Source organism: Rhizobium sp. WYJ-E13 (genome assembly GCF_018987265.1).
In the GTDB taxonomy this organism is placed as follows: Bacteria; Pseudomonadota; Alphaproteobacteria; order Rhizobiales; family Rhizobiaceae; genus Rhizobium.
Map to the genome: position 1 here is coordinate 1,851,517 of NZ_CP076854.1, position 16,706 is coordinate 1,868,222.

The following is a 16,706-nucleotide window of genomic DNA, read 5'->3' on the forward strand; positions in this document are numbered from 1 at the left end:
CGTGCGTCCATTCGGACGCACGGCGCTCTAACTCTTTGAATCCACGCATCAGGCTTGCGAAAATCGATTCCGGTTTTCGGGCCGATGCTGTAGCCAATCGCCGATCGTTGTCCCATGACGCCGCGTGGAACGCGTAGCCGGGACAACCGGGCGCTCAGTTGCTATGGTTTTTCGGATTTCACGTGGGCTGAGCCCGAATTCGTGGCTAAAGGCGCGCGTAAAATTGGCTGCGGCGTCGAAACCGGCGGCCTCCGCAATCTCCGAGATCTGCCTGTTGTCGGCCGGATTACTGAGATCCGCATATGCCTGCAGCAATCGGCGTTTGCGAATGTAGTTAAAGACGCCCCCGCTCGCTTCGAACAATTGATAGAGCCGTGTACGCGAGATGCCCAGCGCACGGCACAGGACGTCGGGCGTCAAATTGTCTGAATGGAGGTTGAGGTGAATGTAGCGGTGCGCCCGCTCCATCATTCCCATGCCGGTCTGGATCTGGCCCATATCCGGCCTTGTGGATGACGCAGCGCATGCGACAAGCATATCGGAGATCGTTTGTACGATCCGCGGCACTTCCCCCGCCGTCAGATTGCTCAGGTTCGTTTCCAGACCGGTAATATAGGTCCTGAGCAGTTCAGCCAGGCTACCGGACAGGAGCGTGTTGTTGGCACCGTGGAGAAGGCCCGCATTCGCAGCCAATAATTCATAGGGCAAGAAGATAAGTACAGCGACTGAATCAATGATCCGCCCGCGACAGGGATAACCCAGAGAGCTGAAAAACACCTCGCCGGGACCGGCCTCTGTTACGTGACGGCTGACCTCGGCCCAGACCCGGCCGCTGTGAAGCAGGCCGATGTTCCAGTGGTCAATCGGGCTCGATCGCAGCATGGCTTGATCGCGAACAAAGCTGTATGCCTGCGCGCGCTGCTGGATGATGAGTATGTCGCCGAGATGCCAGCCGATCTGTTCGGCAAGAAAGCCGTCGTCCGGGGATTTTTCGTCCGGTAAATGGACATCCACGATCGGCGCCATATGCGTGCGCCAGGCTTGAAATTGTTCCTTCGGCGGCAGGTCCTGCGTCGAGAAACGCAAGGGCGCCAGCGCAGGCGGAATACCCAAGCGGTGCTCTTTCTGTGCCGCCGGTTCACGCGGCCAGCGCCGCCGCTCGAGGTCGGCCGGCCATTCCTGCCTCACGGGGAGGTCATCTCCAGATCCAGATTCCGTATCCATCCAATCCCTCCAGCGCATAAGCCGATCCGGGCTGTTGAAATTGAGAGTGAACAATCGTTCTTGCGGCTAAAATCTCCGCACAGCCCCTTAAAGGGAAGCGGCTGAGCCTCACGTGTATAAGCTACTTATCATATTCTTTTCCGAGCAGAAATGTGCGGAACGATAATTTTCGGGATGCGAGGATAACGACAACTGCGTCCTGTTCTTTTAGGCAATGATTAACTCCGAAGCTCATTGCATCGCTCCACAAAACCGCACGGTTGCGACCAGCACTTGTCTTTTGATTTTCAATGCGTTAAATATGCAATAACTGGTTGCATCCATTGTGCCAACTCGATGGGTACAATGGATGCTGAAGCGATACCTTCGGATGCCAATATGATCTGGAACCATCGCATCACACGCATTCTTGTCGGTCTACTTATACTGGCACTCGTGATCATCGTCTCGTTGCCTGCGATCACCGGGTTTACGAGCCTTGACGGTACGGTCAACGCGCGTTTCGCTGTCGTTAATGCCCCAATCGATGGCACGATTGCAGAAGAGCCTCTCAAGGTCGGTAGCCCGGCAAAAGGGGGCCAGGCCCTCGCAGAGATCAGAAATCCGCGCGTCAATCGCGCGATTCTCGCCTCACTCGAAGCGGATCGCAACACAGCGCTCGACCGCGTCGCAGCGCTGAAAAAGGAGCGGGACGAGCTCTCCCAACTTCGCGAAGAGCTATCTGCTCGATTGGAGGTCTATAGGCAAACCACCATTGCCAATCTTGAACGCGAAGTCGAAATCCTGCGGAAGAAAGTCGAGGTGTCGCAAGCCCAGGATCTGGTCGCGCAGGTCGACCTGAACCGCCGGATGGAGCTTGAGTCAAAAGGCATTCTTACGCAGAAGCTGGTTGAGGCTGCCCGCGCTGCCGGAGTTGCGACTGGCGGCGAGGTCGAAATCAGCAATTTAACGGTCGATCAATTGCAACAGAGGCTCAATGCCGTCCGCCAAGGTATCTTTGTCTTCGGCGACGGACAGAATGATGTGCCTTATTCGCGACAGCGCGAGGACGAAGTTACCGTTCGCATCAGCGACTTGAACTCACGCATCGCGGAAAATGAGACACGCGCCGCGGAAGCTCAAAAGCAGTTGATCGAAGAGGAAAACCGCGTCGGAAGCCTTGAATCTGCAATAGCAACAGCGCCGTTTGACGGCGTTGTTTGGAGCAGGAGTATCGTCAACGGTTCGAATGTCGTGCTTAATAACGAGCTGATGCGCCTCCTCGACTGTCGGGAGATGTTTGTCGATATCCTTGTTCCCGAGGTCAATTATGACGAGATCTATCCGGGACTTGCCGCGCAAGTGCGCTTGTTCGGCCGCAGCGATGTCTTCAAGGGTGCGGTCATTTCCGTAAGAGGCAGCTCGGCGGCTGTAGAGACCGATTCCTTTGCAGCCAGTCTGCCACCATCGACACAGCGTAACGCTCGCATTCGGGTCCACCTCGATCCATCCTTCATGAACGAGGATTTTGCGAACTTCTGCCAAGTGGGGCGCACCGTGCAGGTGCGGTTTCCCAAACACGGCATCTCGGTGTCCAATTGGGTTAAAAACCTGTGGTTCAGTATCTTGTAGCGCTGATCCCAACCCTTCTCGTTTTGGCCTTCTTTTGCCTCGGGCCGTTCAATTGGTCGCGCCATCGCACCTGGACACGGGCGGTGACCTGCTTGTTTGTGGCAGCAGTTGTATTGCGATACATGTTCTGGCGCTTGACCGAGACTGTCCTTCCCTATCCCAACGACGGCCTGAATTTCTATTGGGTCTGGATCCTTTTTGTGGTCGAGATTCTCGCCTGCGTCGAGGTGGTCCTATTTTTGATATTGATGAGCCGCTACGTCGATCGAAGCGGAGAAGCCGACAGGTTGGCTCGCGTTTTCTTTGAGCGAGACGAGCGTGAACTGCCGGCTGTAGATGTTTTCATTCCTACCTATAACGAGCCGCTCGACGTGCTTGAGCGAACCATCATCGGCGCGCGTGCGCTGGATTATCCCGCCGACAAATTGAACGTATATGTGCTTGACGACCAGCGCCGGGACTGGCTCAAGGCCTATTGCGAGGAGAAGAACGTCATCCATATCACGCGCGGCGACAACAAGCACGCCAAAGCAGGCAATATGAATAATGGGCTGAAGGTGAGCTCGGGCGAGTTTATTGCAGTCTTCGACGCGGATTTTGTTCCCTATCGACATTTCCTTCGCCGGACGCTGCCCTTCTTTTGCGATGATAGCATCGGCATCGTCCAGACACCTCAACATTTCTTCAATGTCGATCCGGTGCAATCGAACCTGGGCCTGGAGAATATCTGGCCAGACGAGCAGCGCCTGTTCTTCGATGAGATCGCGCCGAGCCGAGACGCCTGGGACGTCAGTTTCTGTTGCGGGTCATGCTCCATTGCGCGCCGCAAGGCCATCGACACCATAGACGGGTTTCCGACGGAGTCGATCACAGAAGACCTGCTGACAACCCTTTCAATGCTCAATAAAGGCTACAAGACGCGCTATCTGAATGAGCGGTTGTCGATGGGATTGGCCGCCGAAAACCTGACAGGTTATTTTGTGCAGCGCGAACGGTGGTGTCAGGGGGGTATTCAAACTCTTTACCTGTACAATGGCCCGCTGCGCGGACCCGGATTGACGCTCTTTCAACGGATCATGTTCCTGCCGATATCATGGCTGGTACAGTATCCGGTCCGCTTCATGATATTGCTCGTCCCGATCGTCTATCTCTGGTTCGGCATGCTCCCGCTCTATTTCACGGATATCGCTGATTACGTGTCGCATCAGGTGCCGCTGCTGGCGGCGTATTTTCTGCTTATGCTGTGGATCACGCCGACGCGTTATCTGCCTGTGGTCTCCAGCGCAGTCGGGACCTTTGCGGCATTCCGCATGTTGCCTACCGTGGTCTCCAGCCTGGTGAGGCCATTTGGCAAGCCGTTCAGGGTGACGCCGAAGGGCAGCGGCAACGAGTCGAACCTGTTCGACCGTTACAGTTTCGCATGGATCGCAAGCCTGATCGCGGTCACCGTCCTGGGTCTGCTGGTCAACATCGTGCCGGAAACCTCGCATATACAGGGTCAGTTTTCGACGATCGCCGCCTGTTGGTCAGGTATCAATATCGTTGTCTTGCTCATCGCGTCCCTGATCTGTTTTGAGAAGCCTCGACGCCTGTTTGATGCGTTCAAACTCGATGAAACCGCCACGGTCGACGATATCCCCGGCCGAGTCGTAAGTTTGGCGCTGGACAAGGCGGTCGTTGCTGTCCCCATCATGGCGCGATTTCAATCCAAAACGGTCATGCTGAAACTCGCCGGCTTCACCCCGATCAAGGCAGAGCTCAGGCAGGTCACTCAACGACGAAGGAGCATAAGTCGCAGCGGCGATAAGCAAGCCTATTACATGCACCTGTATTTCGAACTCAGTGGCGCCGCTCGCGACAGCATGATTGTGAAACTCTACACTGGTCACTATTCGCAGGACATTCCCGACATCGACAAGGTCGCCGTTTCCCTTAATCTCTTGCTGCGCTCGTTCGGGCGAACGCGCACATTGTAGTCGACGTTCAAGCGCCCCGAAGCCGATACAGAGATCGGCCTGGCCGAGGATGACGAGGATCAGGCTGGTCACGGCCGCTCCCGACTGGTGCGACCTTGCAGTTCCGGCAGTATCGGCCATCCACCACGCCTCCACCCGGGACGATGGCGGCCCATATGAATGTGGCCGCGACCTGGGGGATCGTGTTCATGAGTGCTTGCATCTTATCTCGCTTCGAAGTGAGGCTGAGCAAAAGCCTCAACGACTCCTGCATGTTCGACATCAACCTTCCTAACTTGAACAAGGCAGGTTTGCGCGCTGCAACCCTGTGACAGCGATGATGACGGTGTATCCAGGGTCAAGGCATTGGGATTGCCGTGCCGTTCCAGATCACGCTTGTGATCCATGTCGAACCATGCGCCTGTCGACAGCCTCACAACACCTGGCATGATCGCCTCAGAAATCACCACACCAGAGATAACCCGCCCGCGCTTATTGTGGATTTCGACGAGATCCCCTCCAACAATTTCTCGGGCCTGTGCATCCTCCGGGTTTATGAAGATCGGCTCACGGCCCTTGATCTTACCCGCTTTGCTGTGTGGACTGGCGTCCAACTGGCTGTGTAGCCGGCGCACGGGCTGATCTGAAATCAAGTGCAGTTCCTGGCCGCCCCGCAAAGCCGCGCCCAGCCATTCCGGCGGCTCGAACCAGGTTGGGTGACCAGGGCAATCTTCAAGTGCAAAGCTGTCGACGGTTTCAGAAAAAATCTCGATACGGCCGGATGGGGTCGGTAAGGGATTGTCGTCCGGCGCGTGGCGGAAGGCCTCCAGCATCACGACCGGCTTGGCCCGCGGCCCGAGGTCGATAAGGCCGGCTTCCCAAAAATCGCCGAACTCCGGCAGATCGATGCTCCTTGCGGCAGCGTTGTCGCGGCCCAATGCATAGATGCGCTTCAGCCATCCGCTCTCATCAAGTCCTTCCGAGAAATCGATGCCGAGCCGCTTGGAAAGATCGTCGAAAATATCGAAATCACTGCGTGACTGTCCGAAAGGCTCCTGGACCTTTTTCATCGCAACGATCAGGTCTTCGCCGCCGGAGGATGCGATATCGTTGCGTTCCAGCGGAGTGGTGACCGGCAGCACGATATCGGCAAGCTTCGCCGTCGACGTCCAGTAGGGTTCGTTGACGACGATGGTCTCCGGCTTCTGCCAAGCTTGCAAGAGACGATTGAGATCCTGATGATGATGGAACGGATTACCGCCGGCCCAATAGACCAACCGGATATCGGGATAGACAAAGGCCTTGCCATTATAGGTGAAGCCGTCACCGGGATTGAGCAGCATGTCGGTGATGCGCGCGACCGGAATGAACGTGGAAATCGGGTTTTTCCCCTGCGGAAAAGCACCGAACTTGAAGCGGGGATTGTCGTGGCCGACGGAATTCAAGGCGCCGTAACCAATGCCAAAGCCGCCGCCGGGTAGGCCGATCTGGCCTAGCATGGCCGCCAAGGTCACCGTCATCCAGAATGGCTGTTCGCCATGCACGGCGCGCTGCAGCGACCATGAGACGTTGATCATCGTCCGGCTCGTCGCCATTTCCCGCGCCAGCGAGGTGATCCGTCGGGCATCGATACCGCAGATCACGGATGCCCATTCCGGGGACTTGGCAATGCCGTCGTTCTCGCCGAGGAGATAGGGCCTGAAACGCTCATAGCCGACGCAATGGCTTTGCAGGAACGAGAAATCGGCAAGTCCCTCGGCATCCAGCACATAGGCAAGCGCCAGCATGAGCGCCACGTCCGTGTTCGGGCGGATAGCCAGCCATTCGCTGTCAACCGGCATGTTATCAGACACCGGGCTGACATTGACAAAGCGCGTACCGGCCATTTCCATCGCCTTCATGCCGGCCGTCACGCGGTGGCGCCCGGCGCCTCCGGCAGACATCTGGGCATTCTTCACCGGCACGCCGCCGAAGGTAAGGAACAGCTCGGTATGCCGCGCCATCACGTCGAATGACGTGTGTTGGTCGAGAAGGATCTCGGTCGATGCGATCGCGTGAGGCAGGATCACCCGCCCCGCCGCAAGACTGTAATTGTCGACGCTGCCAACATAACCGCCGATCAGGTTGAGGAAACGGTGCACCTGGCTTTGCGCGTGGTGAAAGCGGCCAGCGCTGGCCCAGCCATAGGAGCCACCGAAGATCGCCTCATTGCCGAATTTTTCACGGATACGCTGAAATTCGCGCGCCAAAAGATCGAGCGCCTCGTCCCATTCCACCTCAATGAAAGGTTCGCGGCCGCGCAAATGCGGGTTGGCGCCCGGTCCACTTTGCAACCAGCTTTTGCGGATCGAAGGCTTTGCGATCCGCACCGACTTCAGCGTTGCTGATGCCATATGAAGGCCGATCGGAGACGGATCGGCATCCTCCGCCGCACCGCGGATCGACACGCCACCGGTGGCTTCGGGCTCTATCTCATAGACGCCCCAGTGGGCAGCAGTGCGGATCTTGCGGTTGGACCTTTTTGCGTGGTCCATTATTTCGCCGCTGCCGATGGCTCTTCGCGCTGCCGCAATGCCTCTATGACAATTCGCGCACCGTCGGAGATCGCATGCTCGATCGCGGCGCGAGCCGCATCTGCGCTCTTCTCCTGCAGAGCCCGCATCAGATCGTCGTAGTTATGGTGATCGCCGGAAGCGGACTGGACCTCCGGATAGAGATAATTAAAGCCAGGGCCTGCCTTCAGCCAAAGCATTTCGATGACGCCCAGAAGGGTTGGCATGCGAGCTGCGGCATAAAGTACGAAGCGAAACTCCTTGTTCAGGGCAAGGGCCAGATGCTGGTCTTTCGCCGTCTTCGCTGCCAAGTACTTTTTTAGAAGAACCCGCATCTGCGCAATCTCTTTGCCGCTGATCTGACTTGCAGCATTGAATGCAGCGAGGCCCTCGACCGATTTGCGAATCTCGGAAATCTCGCGATATTGCGCCACTGTCATCGTCGGCACCCGAAAGGATTGTGCAGGTTCCGCGGTCAGGACGCCGGAGGCTGCGAAACGCACCAGCGCTTCACGCACCGGCGTAATGCTCATTCCGAGCGAGTCCGCCAAGTCCTTTGTGACAAGCCGTGTCCCCGGCTCCAGACGACCTTCGATGAGAGCCATGCGGATCTCATCCTCGACATGCGTCACAAGGCTCTTTCGCGGAGCCGCATTGAACAAAGCCGTACTCACATTATCCTCGCGGGTAGAAAAATTGCCCGTTTTTTACCACGGATTCGAAATTGCCTACATCTTGTCCAGATAGGATATATCATATATCGTCCATCTATTAACAGCCCTTCCCTGTGGGAAGCCTGGAGTAAAATCGAATGTGAATACGAACTCCAAAGGAAGTGAAGGTCCCATGAAAAGACTTGCTGCCCTCGCGCTTGCGGCATCCATGCTGCTGCCCCTGACCACGGCAAACGCTGACGCTGCCGATCTCGTCGTCGGACGCGGCGCTTCCACCACGGCGATGGATCCCGGTTTCCTGCGGGAAAGCGCGACGATCGTCGACAATATCTTCGATACGCTGGTCATGCGCGACAAGGATATGAGGCTCGTCCCGGGGCTCGCGACTTCTTGGAAGGCGATCGACGACACGACCTGGGAGTTCAAGCTGCGCGAGGGCGTTAAGTTCCACAACGGCGAGGACTTCGATGCCGAAGCCGTTAAATTCACGCTCGACCGCGTTCTCGATCCGAATGCCAAGTCGCCCACGGTTTCCTATATCCGGACGATCGACAGCGTCTCGGTGGTCGATCCGCTGACCGTTCGCATCAAGACCAAGAGCGCAGATCCGCTTCTGCCGACCCGCATGAGCCGCTATCCGGCCTATATCGTGCCGCCGAAATACGTGAAGGAAGTCGGAAACGATGTCTTCGCTCGCAAGCCAGTCGGCACCGGCCCGTACAAGTTCGTCGAGTTCGTTCCGGACCAGCACGTCATTCTGGAAGCCAACAAGGATTACTGGCGCGGCGCACCGTCGATAGACAAGGTCACCTGGCGCGCCATCCCTGATGGGACTGCCCGGATCACCGCTCTGCTGACCGGTGAAGTCGACCTGATCGAGAACGTCCCGGTCGATATCGCACCGATGATCAAGGAAAGCCCGGACGCCGACCTCGTGCAGGTCAAGAACGGAGGCCTGACCATCTATCTCGGCCTCGTGATGAGCGAAAAGCCGCTTGACAACGTCAAGGTCCGCCAGGCGCTGAACGCCGCAATCGACCGCCAATCGATCGTCACCAACATCCTGCAGGGCATGGCATCGCCGCGCGGCACGCAGGTGGGCGCGGCCGACTTCGGCTACAAGGATCTGCCGGTCACGGCCTATGATCCGAAGAAGGCGAAGGACCTGCTTGCCGAAGCTGGCTTCCCGAACGGCTTCTCGATCAAGATGCAGTCTACCCACCGTTACATGAAGGACGGCGAAGTCGCCCAGGCGATCGCCCAGCAGTTCGGTGATATCGGCGTCAAGGTCGAACAGGAGGTCCTCGACTGGTCGGTCTATGTCCAGCAGGTGCCGCGCAAGGGGCCGATCTTCATGCTGGGCTGGGGCTCGACCCAGACGCTGGATGCCGATGCGGCCGTTTACGCAATCTTCAAGACGGGTGAACCCTATTCGACGGCGTCCATTCCGGAACTCGACAAGCTGCTCGATGAAAGCCGCTCGATCGTCGATCCTGCCAAGCGTGAGGCGGTCTTGGCCCAGATCCAGGATCTCGCCGCCGAACAGGTTCCGGTGATCCCGCTTTACCAGGAAGACGCGCTGTACGGTAAGGCGAAGTCGGTTACCTTCGAAGGACGCCCCGACGCCCGTATCCCGGTCTTCGACATCAGGAAGAAGTAGGCCAAGCATGACACGGTTCTGGAATGTCCGGAACAATGCGGATGCCCTGTTCGCAACGTTCCTTCTGGTCGTGGTTCTGTTGCTCTGTGTCTTCGTGCCGCTCCTCTGGCCAGTCGACGCGGTACGGGGAACCCTGACCGCGACATTCAAGCCGCCACTTTCTGTTATCGGCGGGCAATTCCATCCGCTTGGAACCGACCAGCTCGGGCGAGACCTTCTCGCCCGGCTGGGCCTCGGCACAGCCATCTCGCTGTCGATCGTCATCGCCGCTTCAGTCATCTCCGTCGTGCTCGGCACGACGCTCGGCATGATCGCCGGTTATTACCGCGGCTGGTTCGACATCATCATCATGCGCGCTGTCGACGTGCAGCTCGCCATTCCCTTCATTCTTCTCATCCTGCTGATCGTCGCGGTGATCGGCCCGAGCATGGGCAATCTCGTCGTCGTGCTTGGCGTCACTGGCTGGGCGGTCTTTGCCCGTGTCGCCCGCGCCAAGACGCTGGAAATCCGCGAGCTGGAATATATCGATGCCTCGCGATCGATCGGCCTGTCCGACATGGTCATCATCTTCCGCCATGTGCTGCCGAATATCGTCGGGCCGCAGACGGTGCTGATGACGCTCGACCTGCCGAGGTTGATCATCCTGGAGGCCTCCGTCGGCTTCCTCGGCCTTGGCGTGCAGCCCCCCACCCCGACCCTCGGCAACCTGATCGGCGAGGGCCGTTCCTATATCCTGCTTGCCAATTGGCTGGTGCTTTATCCGGGTCTCGTCATCGGCGCATTGGTGATCGGCTGCAATCTCATCGGCGACTGGCTCGTGCGACGTGCCGACAGCAGGAACGTTTAAAGACCATGAAGACCTTGAGTTTCATCACAGGACGAGCACTGCAGGGCATCGTCGTCATGTTCGGCGTCTCGGTGATCGTCTTCTTTGCCTTGTTCCTCACCGGCGATCCGGCTGCGCTGATGATGTCGCCGGACGCGTCGCGTGACGAAATCGAGGCCTTCCGCCAGGCGATGGGCTTCAATGATCCGATTTGGCTCCAGTATGGTCGCTTTCTTGCAAGTGCCGTGACGGGAGAGCTGGGCAACTCGCTGCGCTTCCATCGCCCGGCGCTCGATCTCCTTATCGAACGCCTGCCGGCCACCGCGCTGCTTGCCTGCGTGGCTCTCGTCTGGAGTTCGCTGCTTGGTTTCCTGCTCGGAACCATCGCGGCCATCCGCAAGAACAGTGCCATCGATTTCGCAATCCGTGTCATTTCGCTGCTGGGCCAGGCGATTCCGGTCTTCTGGCTGGCACTGCTGCTGATCATCTTCTTTTCGCTGAAGCTTCGCTGGCTGCCGTCGAGCGGCATCGGTAGTGCCGCCCAGTTGATCATGCCGTCGATCGCGCTGGGCGCCTATTATCTGAGTGCCATCACCCGGCTGGTGCGCGCCAGCCTCATCGAGGTGCTGGGAGAGAACTATATCCGCACCGCGCGCGCCAAGGGCATCTCCTCCTGGCGCATCATCGTCCACCACGCGCTGCGCAACGCGCTGATCCCCGTTATCACCGTTCAGGGCATGTATTTCGCCTCGCTGCTCGGCGGCGCTCTGGTCACCGAGATCATTTTCGCCTGGCCCGGCATCGGACGGCTTGCCGTCGAAGCCATCCAGAACCGCGACTTCCCGGTTGTACAGGCCGTCGTGCTGTTTGCCGCTGCCGTCTTCGTGGTCGTCAACTTCCTCGTCGATCTCACCTATGTCTGGCTTAACCCGAGGATCAGGATATGATCGACGATTGGACAGTCGACGAGGCGCTGCAACTGACGCAGGACTGGTGCGCTATCCCGTCGGTCAAGGGCGACGATAAGGCATTGCGTGCCCAAGCCGACGAGGTCCGCTGCTGGCTGCAGCACCAGCTCGGAGCCGAGATCATCTGCTCCGATCCGTCGGGGGACCGCCCGCCGGTGATCCACGCCCGCATCGACGTCGGCGCCGCGACCACGGTCATTCTCTACAACATGTACGACGTGATGCCGGCCACGCCGGACGGCTGGTCCGTCGATCCGTTCTGCGGCGGCATCGTCGACTTGCCGGAGATCGGCGAGAGCTTCGTCGCGCGCGGAGCCGAAAACAACAAGGGACCGCTTGCCGGCATGTTCTGGGCGCTCAAGGCGCTATCGTCGGCCGGCCGGCTGCGCGTTAATGTCGAGGTCCTTGTCGATGGCGAGGAAGAGAGCGGCAGCCGCGCCATGCGTGACTATCTCGCCGATCCGTCCTGCCCGGTCAGGCCGAGCGCCTCTGCGATATTCCCGTCGTTCTGCGAATATGGCGGCGGCCCGCCACGCCTCTATCTTGGCTTTTCCGGCATCGCCAAGGGTGAGGTCCGGGTCGAGGGTGGTGCCTGGGGAGGCCCGAAAGCTGCGATCCATTCCAGCAACGCGCCCTGGATCGCCAATCCCGCCAGCCGGCTGGTTGAGGCGTTGTCGCTGATCGGCAAGCCGCCGACAGGCGAACTTGCCAGGATTTCGATCGACGAGGAGGCAAAGGCCGTCATCGCAAACCTGGCCTCGACCTTCGATCCCGCCGCGGAGCTGCACTTCCGCCGAACGGAAACTTTCGCGCTGGAAGGCGATGGCCTCGCGCTGCTGCAATATGTCCTTTCGACTGCTTCCTTCAACATATCCAGCCTCGAAAGCATGCCGCTCGGCTCCGATGGCGTCATACCTTATGGCGCCCGCGCCGGTTTCGAGCTGCGTGCCCCCCCGTCTCTCGATCCCGCCGATTTTCTCGCCCGGTATCGGCAGGCACTCGAAACGGTCCCCGGTGCGGTCCTGGCCGTCACCGACAGCTATCCCGGTTACCGCTTCGCGGCTGATGCGCCAGGTATCGGGCCGCTTCTGAAGAGTTATGAAAAGACGGCGCTTGCACGCCCGCAGATCTGGCCCTGGGCAATCGGCGGAGCACCGGCCGACGCCTTTGCCCGCCATGCGAAATCTTTCCTTCTGGCCGGTGCCGGCCGCGGCGGCAACGCCCATGGCATCGATGAGTTCATGACGCTGGAAGGCTTCCGTCGCTTCATCGACTCTATCGCCGTGTGGCTCGATCTGGTTGCCGACGAAGCTGAGGAGGCCGCGCGATGAATACCATCCGCCACCTTTCCCGCGCGGATGCGATCAAGGCCGGCGCCTTGGACTGGGCGGCAGCTGTCGAGGACATAAAGACGACGATCAGGCTGCTGCACGACGGACAGGCGGGCATGGTTGCCGAAAGCGTCATGCCGCTCGGCGCCGATCCCCGCAACAAGGCCTACGGCCTACCGGCCTTCGTCGGTGGCCGCTACGATGCAGCCGGACTGAAATGGACGGTCCATCGAGCAGAGCCAACGGGCGACCTGCCAAGCATCAGCAGTATCACGATCATAAACCGACTCTCAGACGGTGCGCCGGTCGGTAGCGTCGAAAGCGCGCTTCTGACCCGTATGCGCACGGCTGCCGTTTCCGCCATCGCCATGCGGGCGCTGAAACCGGGCGGCGTCACATCCGTTGCATTGCTCGGCGCCGGCGCTCATGCCGAAACCCATCTGGACATGCTGGTGCGGCTGTTCCCCTCTGTTCAGGAGATCCATCTCTGGAACCGGACGAAAGCCCATCTCGACCGGTTGCTGGATCGGGTGACGCCGGGTGCCACACGTATCCTCGCGTATGACGATCTCGACGCTGCGCTGGACGAGGCTGACGTTGTGATCTGCTGCACCTCGGCGACGGCCCCTTTCATCGGCCCTTCGACGGTTCGGCCCGGTCGGCTGATCATGCAGATCGGCTTCCATGAGGTTTTGTTCGAAACGATCGCGGCGACGGATGTCGTCGCCGTCGATCTCTGGGGCGATTTTGCCGAGAAGAGCGCCAAGAGCCTGTTTCAAATGTATCGCGCCGGGGAGTTCGGCCCCGACCGCGTGGCAGCGGACCTGCCAGCCATCCTTCTGGATGGCTGGCAGCCACCTGCCGGCGCGTCGCTCTATTTTTCCAGCTTCGGCCTCAACGTCTTCGATATCGCCTTCGCCGCCCGCCTGCTGCACCGTGCGGCCGGCTTGAATATAGGCGCCGTACTGCCTTCCCTCTGATATGCATTCCCTGAAAGGATCCGGCCATGATCATCACTGCCGCGGAATTCATGTCGCAATTGCCGCAAGGAAAACTCGTGCCGGTGGACGTTCGCCCGGAAGTGGATTGGCGCAAGGAGACGCTGCCGGGGGGCGTCAGCCTCAACGTCTACGACTACTTCATCCCCGAGAGCGACGAAACCGGCATCGCCGGCATGGCCGCGGGCGCGCGCGGTGCTTTCGAACGGCTCGGCCTCGGCAAGGACCGTATCCCGGTGTTCTTCGAGGAGCAGACCGGAATGATCTCTCCGCGTGGGCTCTGGTTCTATGAACTCGTCGGTTTGGAAGGCGGGCTGATCCTTGACGGCGGCATCCAGGCCTGGAGAGCGGCCGGTGGCGAGACCGCGCCGGGAACAGGCGCCACCGACGCGATCCGCCAGGCCGAAGCGTCGGCGATACCGTTCCGCCGCGAGCTTGTCGCGTCAACGGAGCAGGTGCTGGCCCATGAGGCCGATGGCGCCGACATTTTTGACACGCGACGCCGCACGGAATTCGAAGGCACGTTCGTCCATCCCTGCTGCGCCCGGCCCGGCCGTATCCCGCATTCGCATTTCGCCTTCTATGAGGATCTGTTGCAGGACGGCAGATACCGTTCAGCGGCCGAGATCCGCGCGATTGCCGAAGCGGCGGGGCTTTTGCCGGAACGCGAGGTCATCACCTATTGCCACCGCGGCGCCCGCGCGGCCACGGCGCTTTATGGTCTCAGGCTCGCCGGCTACGACAAGGTGAAGATCTATACCGGCTCCTGGCACGAATGGGCCGGCAATGCGGCGCTGCCGATCGAGATCGGCCCGGCGCAGGAGGTCTGAGGTTGGCTTGAAGCCAGCCCGGGACGTTGATGGATCACTCATCCCTGCGGCCGTTTTCGCGCGAAACCTCAGCCAGGAGAATCTACGCCGCTGCGGTCGCGCTGCCCCACTCGTCGCCCCAGACCTGTACCCGGTGCCCCGGCGAGACCTCGATATAATCGCGCTCTGGCGGCACGTAGGAGAGCGGTCGCAAAGGGCTCTTGATCTCGTCGTTGCTCAGTCCCCGACGGATGCCGCGCCGCGTCGGGTCCGGGATCGGCACGGCGGCCAGGAGCCGCTTCGTGTAAGGATGCTGCGGGTTTTCGAAAATCGCACGGCGCGGGCCGATCTCGACGATCTCACCGAGATACATAACCGCCACACGGTGGCTCATCCGCTCCACCACGGCCATGTCGTGGGAGATGAAGAGGTAGGCGAGGCCGAGATTTTCCTGCAGGTCGAGCATCAGGTTGATGACCTGCGCCTTGATCGACACGTCGAGTGCGGAAACCGCTTCGTCTGCGACGACGATCTGCGGCGCCATGGCAAGCGCCCGGGCGATGCACAGGCGCTGCCGCTGGCCGCCGGAGAATTCGTGCGGGAAGCGGGAGGCCATGTCCGGCTGCAGCCCGACCTTGACCATCAAGTCCCCAACCCGGTCATGCGCGTCGCGCCTGCCCGATGCGATGCCATGCGCCAGCAGCGGCTCAGCGATCGCGTCACCCACTTCGATGCGCGGATTGAGGCTGGCGAACGGGTCCTGGAAGATCATCTGGATATGCCGGCGCATGTCGCGCATTTCCCGGCCGGTGAGGCCGAGGATCTCCCGGTCATCGAGCTTGACCGAGCCGGAATTGGCATCGAGCAGCCGCATGATCGTACGGCCGGTGGTCGACTTACCGCAGCCGCTTTCGCCGACCAATGCCAGCGTTTCGCCGGCCTTCAGGTCGAAGGAGATGTTTTCGACGGCATGCACCCGGCCGGAGGTGGAACCCAGGAAACCGCCGCCAATGTCAAACCGTGCGACGAGATCGCGGACCTGCAGCAGCGGCACCGGCTTTGCCGAAACGGTATCCTCGACCGGCTGCATCTCGACCGGAGCGCCGCTTTCCACGTCGATCAGCGGAAAACGCGCCGGGCCGAAGGCGCCGTTCATGGACCCGAGCTTCGGCACGGCGGAGAGCAGCGCCTTGGTATAAGCACGCTGGGGCTCGGCGAAGATGTCTTCCGTGTGGCCGCGTTCGATCGCCTCGCCCTTATACATGACTATGGTGCGGTCGGCGATTTCCGCGACCACGCCCATGTCGTGGGTGATGAAGAGGACGCCCATGCCCTCTTCTTCCTGTAGCAGCTTGATGAGTTCGAGGATCTGCGCCTGGATCGTCACATCGAGCGCCGTGGTCGGTTCGTCGGCGATCAGCAGTTTCGGACGGCAGGCAAGTGCCATCGCGATCATGATGCGCTGACGCATGCCCCCGGAAAGCTGGTGCGGATATTCCTGCATGCGCTTGGCGGAGGAGGGAATGCGCACCTTTTCCATCAGGCCGAGCGCTTCCTTCGCAGCGTTGGAGAAGGACAGGCCGCGATGGGCTACCAGCACTTCGGAAATTTGGTCGCCGATCGTCAGTGATGGATTGAGGCTCGTCATCGGCTCCTGGAAGATCATCGCGATGCGATTGCCTCTGATGTCGCGCATCTTCCGTTCCGGCAGGCCGAGCAGTTCCTGGCCTTCCAGCTTGACGGAACCTTCGATGCGACAGGCATTCCGCTCATAGAGCTGCATGATCGACATGGCGGTCACGCTCTTGCCGGAGCCGGATTCGCCGACCAGCGCCACCGTCTCACCGGCGGCAACGTCGAACGAGACGTCACGCACCACCGGCAGCCACAGACCCTTCCGGCGGAAAGAGGTCTTCAGGCTGGAAACGCTGATCATTGTCTCTGCCATGGCCCGATCCTTTCGAACTCCTGGGCGGCGACACCCTCATGCGCCTGCCTCACTATGTTGCATGCCACAAATAAAAGCACCTTGCCACTGCGGATACAGGATATATGATATATTTATATCAGCATGAGGCCTGCGGGATTGCTGCGGGTG

At 59.9% G+C, this 16,706-nt stretch carries 12 protein-coding genes; 8 read left to right on the forward strand and 4 right to left on the reverse strand.

The window, feature by feature from the left end; genetic code table 11:
* Window positions 1–48: 48 nt before the first annotated feature.
* Window positions 49–1,224, reverse strand: a complete 1,176-nt coding sequence (locus KQ933_RS29990; protein ID WP_216759607.1) for a helix-turn-helix domain-containing protein — start codon at window positions 1,222–1,224, stop codon at window positions 49–51.
* 378 nt (window positions 1,225–1,602) lie between these two features.
* Here KQ933_RS29990 and KQ933_RS29995 point away from each other — a divergent pair, with 378 nt between their 5' ends.
* Window positions 1,603–2,835: an HlyD family secretion protein gene (locus KQ933_RS29995; protein WP_216760885.1), complete on the forward strand. Its 1,233-nt coding sequence runs from the start codon at window positions 1,603–1,605 to the stop codon at window positions 2,833–2,835.
* Window positions 2,817–4,811 carry a glycosyltransferase gene (locus KQ933_RS30000; protein ID WP_216759608.1) on the forward strand — a complete coding sequence of 665 codons (1,995 nt, stop codon included), beginning with the start codon at window positions 2,817–2,819 and terminating at the stop codon, window positions 4,809–4,811. The genes KQ933_RS29995 and KQ933_RS30000 overlap by 19 nt, the downstream gene beginning before the upstream one ends.
* A 203-nt stretch (window positions 4,812–5,014) precedes the next feature.
* Here the strand turns inward: KQ933_RS30000 and KQ933_RS30005 are convergent, their stop codons facing one another.
* Both KQ933_RS30005 and KQ933_RS30010 read right to left on the reverse strand, forming a co-directional pair.
* Window positions 5,015–7,324 carry a molybdopterin guanine dinucleotide-containing S/N-oxide reductase gene (locus KQ933_RS30005; RefSeq protein ID WP_216759609.1) on the reverse strand — a complete coding sequence of 770 codons (2,310 nt, stop codon included), beginning with the start codon at window positions 7,322–7,324 and terminating at the stop codon, window positions 5,015–5,017.
* The gene (locus tag KQ933_RS30010; RefSeq protein WP_253958368.1) at window positions 7,324–8,016 is read right to left on the reverse strand and encodes an FCD domain-containing protein; all 693 of its coding nucleotides are present in this window, start codon (window positions 8,014–8,016) and stop codon (window positions 7,324–7,326) included. Before KQ933_RS30010 ends, KQ933_RS30005 begins: the two co-directional genes overlap by 1 nt.
* A gap of 172 nt (window positions 8,017–8,188) precedes the next feature.
* On the opposite strand from KQ933_RS30010, the gene KQ933_RS30015 reads away from it, so the two are divergent.
* The 6 genes from KQ933_RS30015 to KQ933_RS30040 are packed head-to-tail and all read left to right on the forward strand — an operon-like array spanning window position 8,189 to window position 14,629.
* The gene (locus KQ933_RS30015) at window positions 8,189–9,676 is read left to right on the forward strand and encodes an ABC transporter substrate-binding protein (protein ID WP_216759610.1); all 1,488 of its coding nucleotides are present in this window, start codon (window positions 8,189–8,191) and stop codon (window positions 9,674–9,676) included.
* A gap of 7 nt (window positions 9,677–9,683) precedes the next feature.
* A complete protein-coding gene (locus KQ933_RS30020; RefSeq protein ID WP_216759611.1) occupies window positions 9,684–10,523 on the forward strand; it encodes an ABC transporter permease in 840 nt (279 codons plus the stop codon).
* Between the two features lie 5 nt (window positions 10,524–10,528).
* Complete coding sequence (locus KQ933_RS30025; protein ID WP_216759613.1) at window positions 10,529–11,449, forward strand: ABC transporter permease; 921 nt, start codon at window positions 10,529–10,531, stop codon at window positions 11,447–11,449.
* Window positions 11,446–12,801 carry a M20 family metallopeptidase gene (locus KQ933_RS30030; RefSeq protein ID WP_216759614.1) on the forward strand — a complete coding sequence of 452 codons (1,356 nt, stop codon included), beginning with the start codon at window positions 11,446–11,448 and terminating at the stop codon, window positions 12,799–12,801. The genes KQ933_RS30025 and KQ933_RS30030 overlap by 4 nt, the downstream gene beginning before the upstream one ends.
* A complete protein-coding gene (locus KQ933_RS30035; RefSeq protein ID WP_216759615.1) occupies window positions 12,798–13,781 on the forward strand; it encodes a hypothetical protein in 984 nt (327 codons plus the stop codon). The genes KQ933_RS30030 and KQ933_RS30035 overlap by 4 nt, the downstream gene beginning before the upstream one ends.
* A 26-nt stretch (window positions 13,782–13,807) precedes the next feature.
* On the forward strand, window positions 13,808–14,629 hold the full coding sequence (locus KQ933_RS30040; RefSeq protein ID WP_216759617.1) for a sulfurtransferase: 822 nt from the start codon (window positions 13,808–13,810) through the stop codon (window positions 14,627–14,629).
* Window positions 14,630–14,711: 82 nt separating this feature from the next.
* On the opposite strand, the gene KQ933_RS30045 is transcribed toward KQ933_RS30040, so the two are convergent.
* Window positions 14,712–16,556, reverse strand: a complete 1,845-nt coding sequence (locus tag KQ933_RS30045; protein ID WP_216759619.1) for an ABC transporter ATP-binding protein — start codon at window positions 16,554–16,556, stop codon at window positions 14,712–14,714.
* Window positions 16,557–16,706 lie beyond the last annotated feature (150 nt).

Excerpts from the sequence above, each read along its gene's own strand:
- KQ933_RS30025 (WP_216759613.1), top strand. The coding sequence starts at position 10,529 with ATGAAGACCTTGAGTTTCATCACAGGACGAGCACTGCAGGGCATCGTC.
- KQ933_RS30020 (WP_216759611.1), top strand. The coding sequence starts at position 9,684 with ATGACACGGTTCTGGAATGTCCGGAACAATGCGGATGCCCTGTTCGCA.
- KQ933_RS30015 (WP_216759610.1), top strand. The coding sequence starts at position 8,189 with ATGAAAAGACTTGCTGCCCTCGCGCTTGCGGCATCCATGCTGCTGCCC.
- KQ933_RS30040 (WP_216759617.1), top strand. The coding sequence starts at position 13,808 with ATGATCATCACTGCCGCGGAATTCATGTCGCAATTGCCGCAAGGAAAA.
- KQ933_RS30005 (WP_216759609.1), bottom strand. The coding sequence starts at position 7,324 with ATGGACCACGCAAAAAGGTCCAACCGCAAGATCCGCACTGCTGCCCAC.
- KQ933_RS29990 (WP_216759607.1), bottom strand. The coding sequence starts at position 1,224 with ATGGATACGGAATCTGGATCTGGAGATGACCTCCCCGTGAGGCAGGAA.
- KQ933_RS29995 (WP_216760885.1), top strand. The coding sequence starts at position 1,603 with ATGATCTGGAACCATCGCATCACACGCATTCTTGTCGGTCTACTTATA.
- KQ933_RS30045 (WP_216759619.1), bottom strand. The coding sequence starts at position 16,556 with ATGGCAGAGACAATGATCAGCGTTTCCAGCCTGAAGACCTCTTTCCGC.
- KQ933_RS30030 (WP_216759614.1), top strand. The coding sequence starts at position 11,446 with ATGATCGACGATTGGACAGTCGACGAGGCGCTGCAACTGACGCAGGAC.
- KQ933_RS30035 (WP_216759615.1), top strand. The coding sequence starts at position 12,798 with ATGAATACCATCCGCCACCTTTCCCGCGCGGATGCGATCAAGGCCGGC.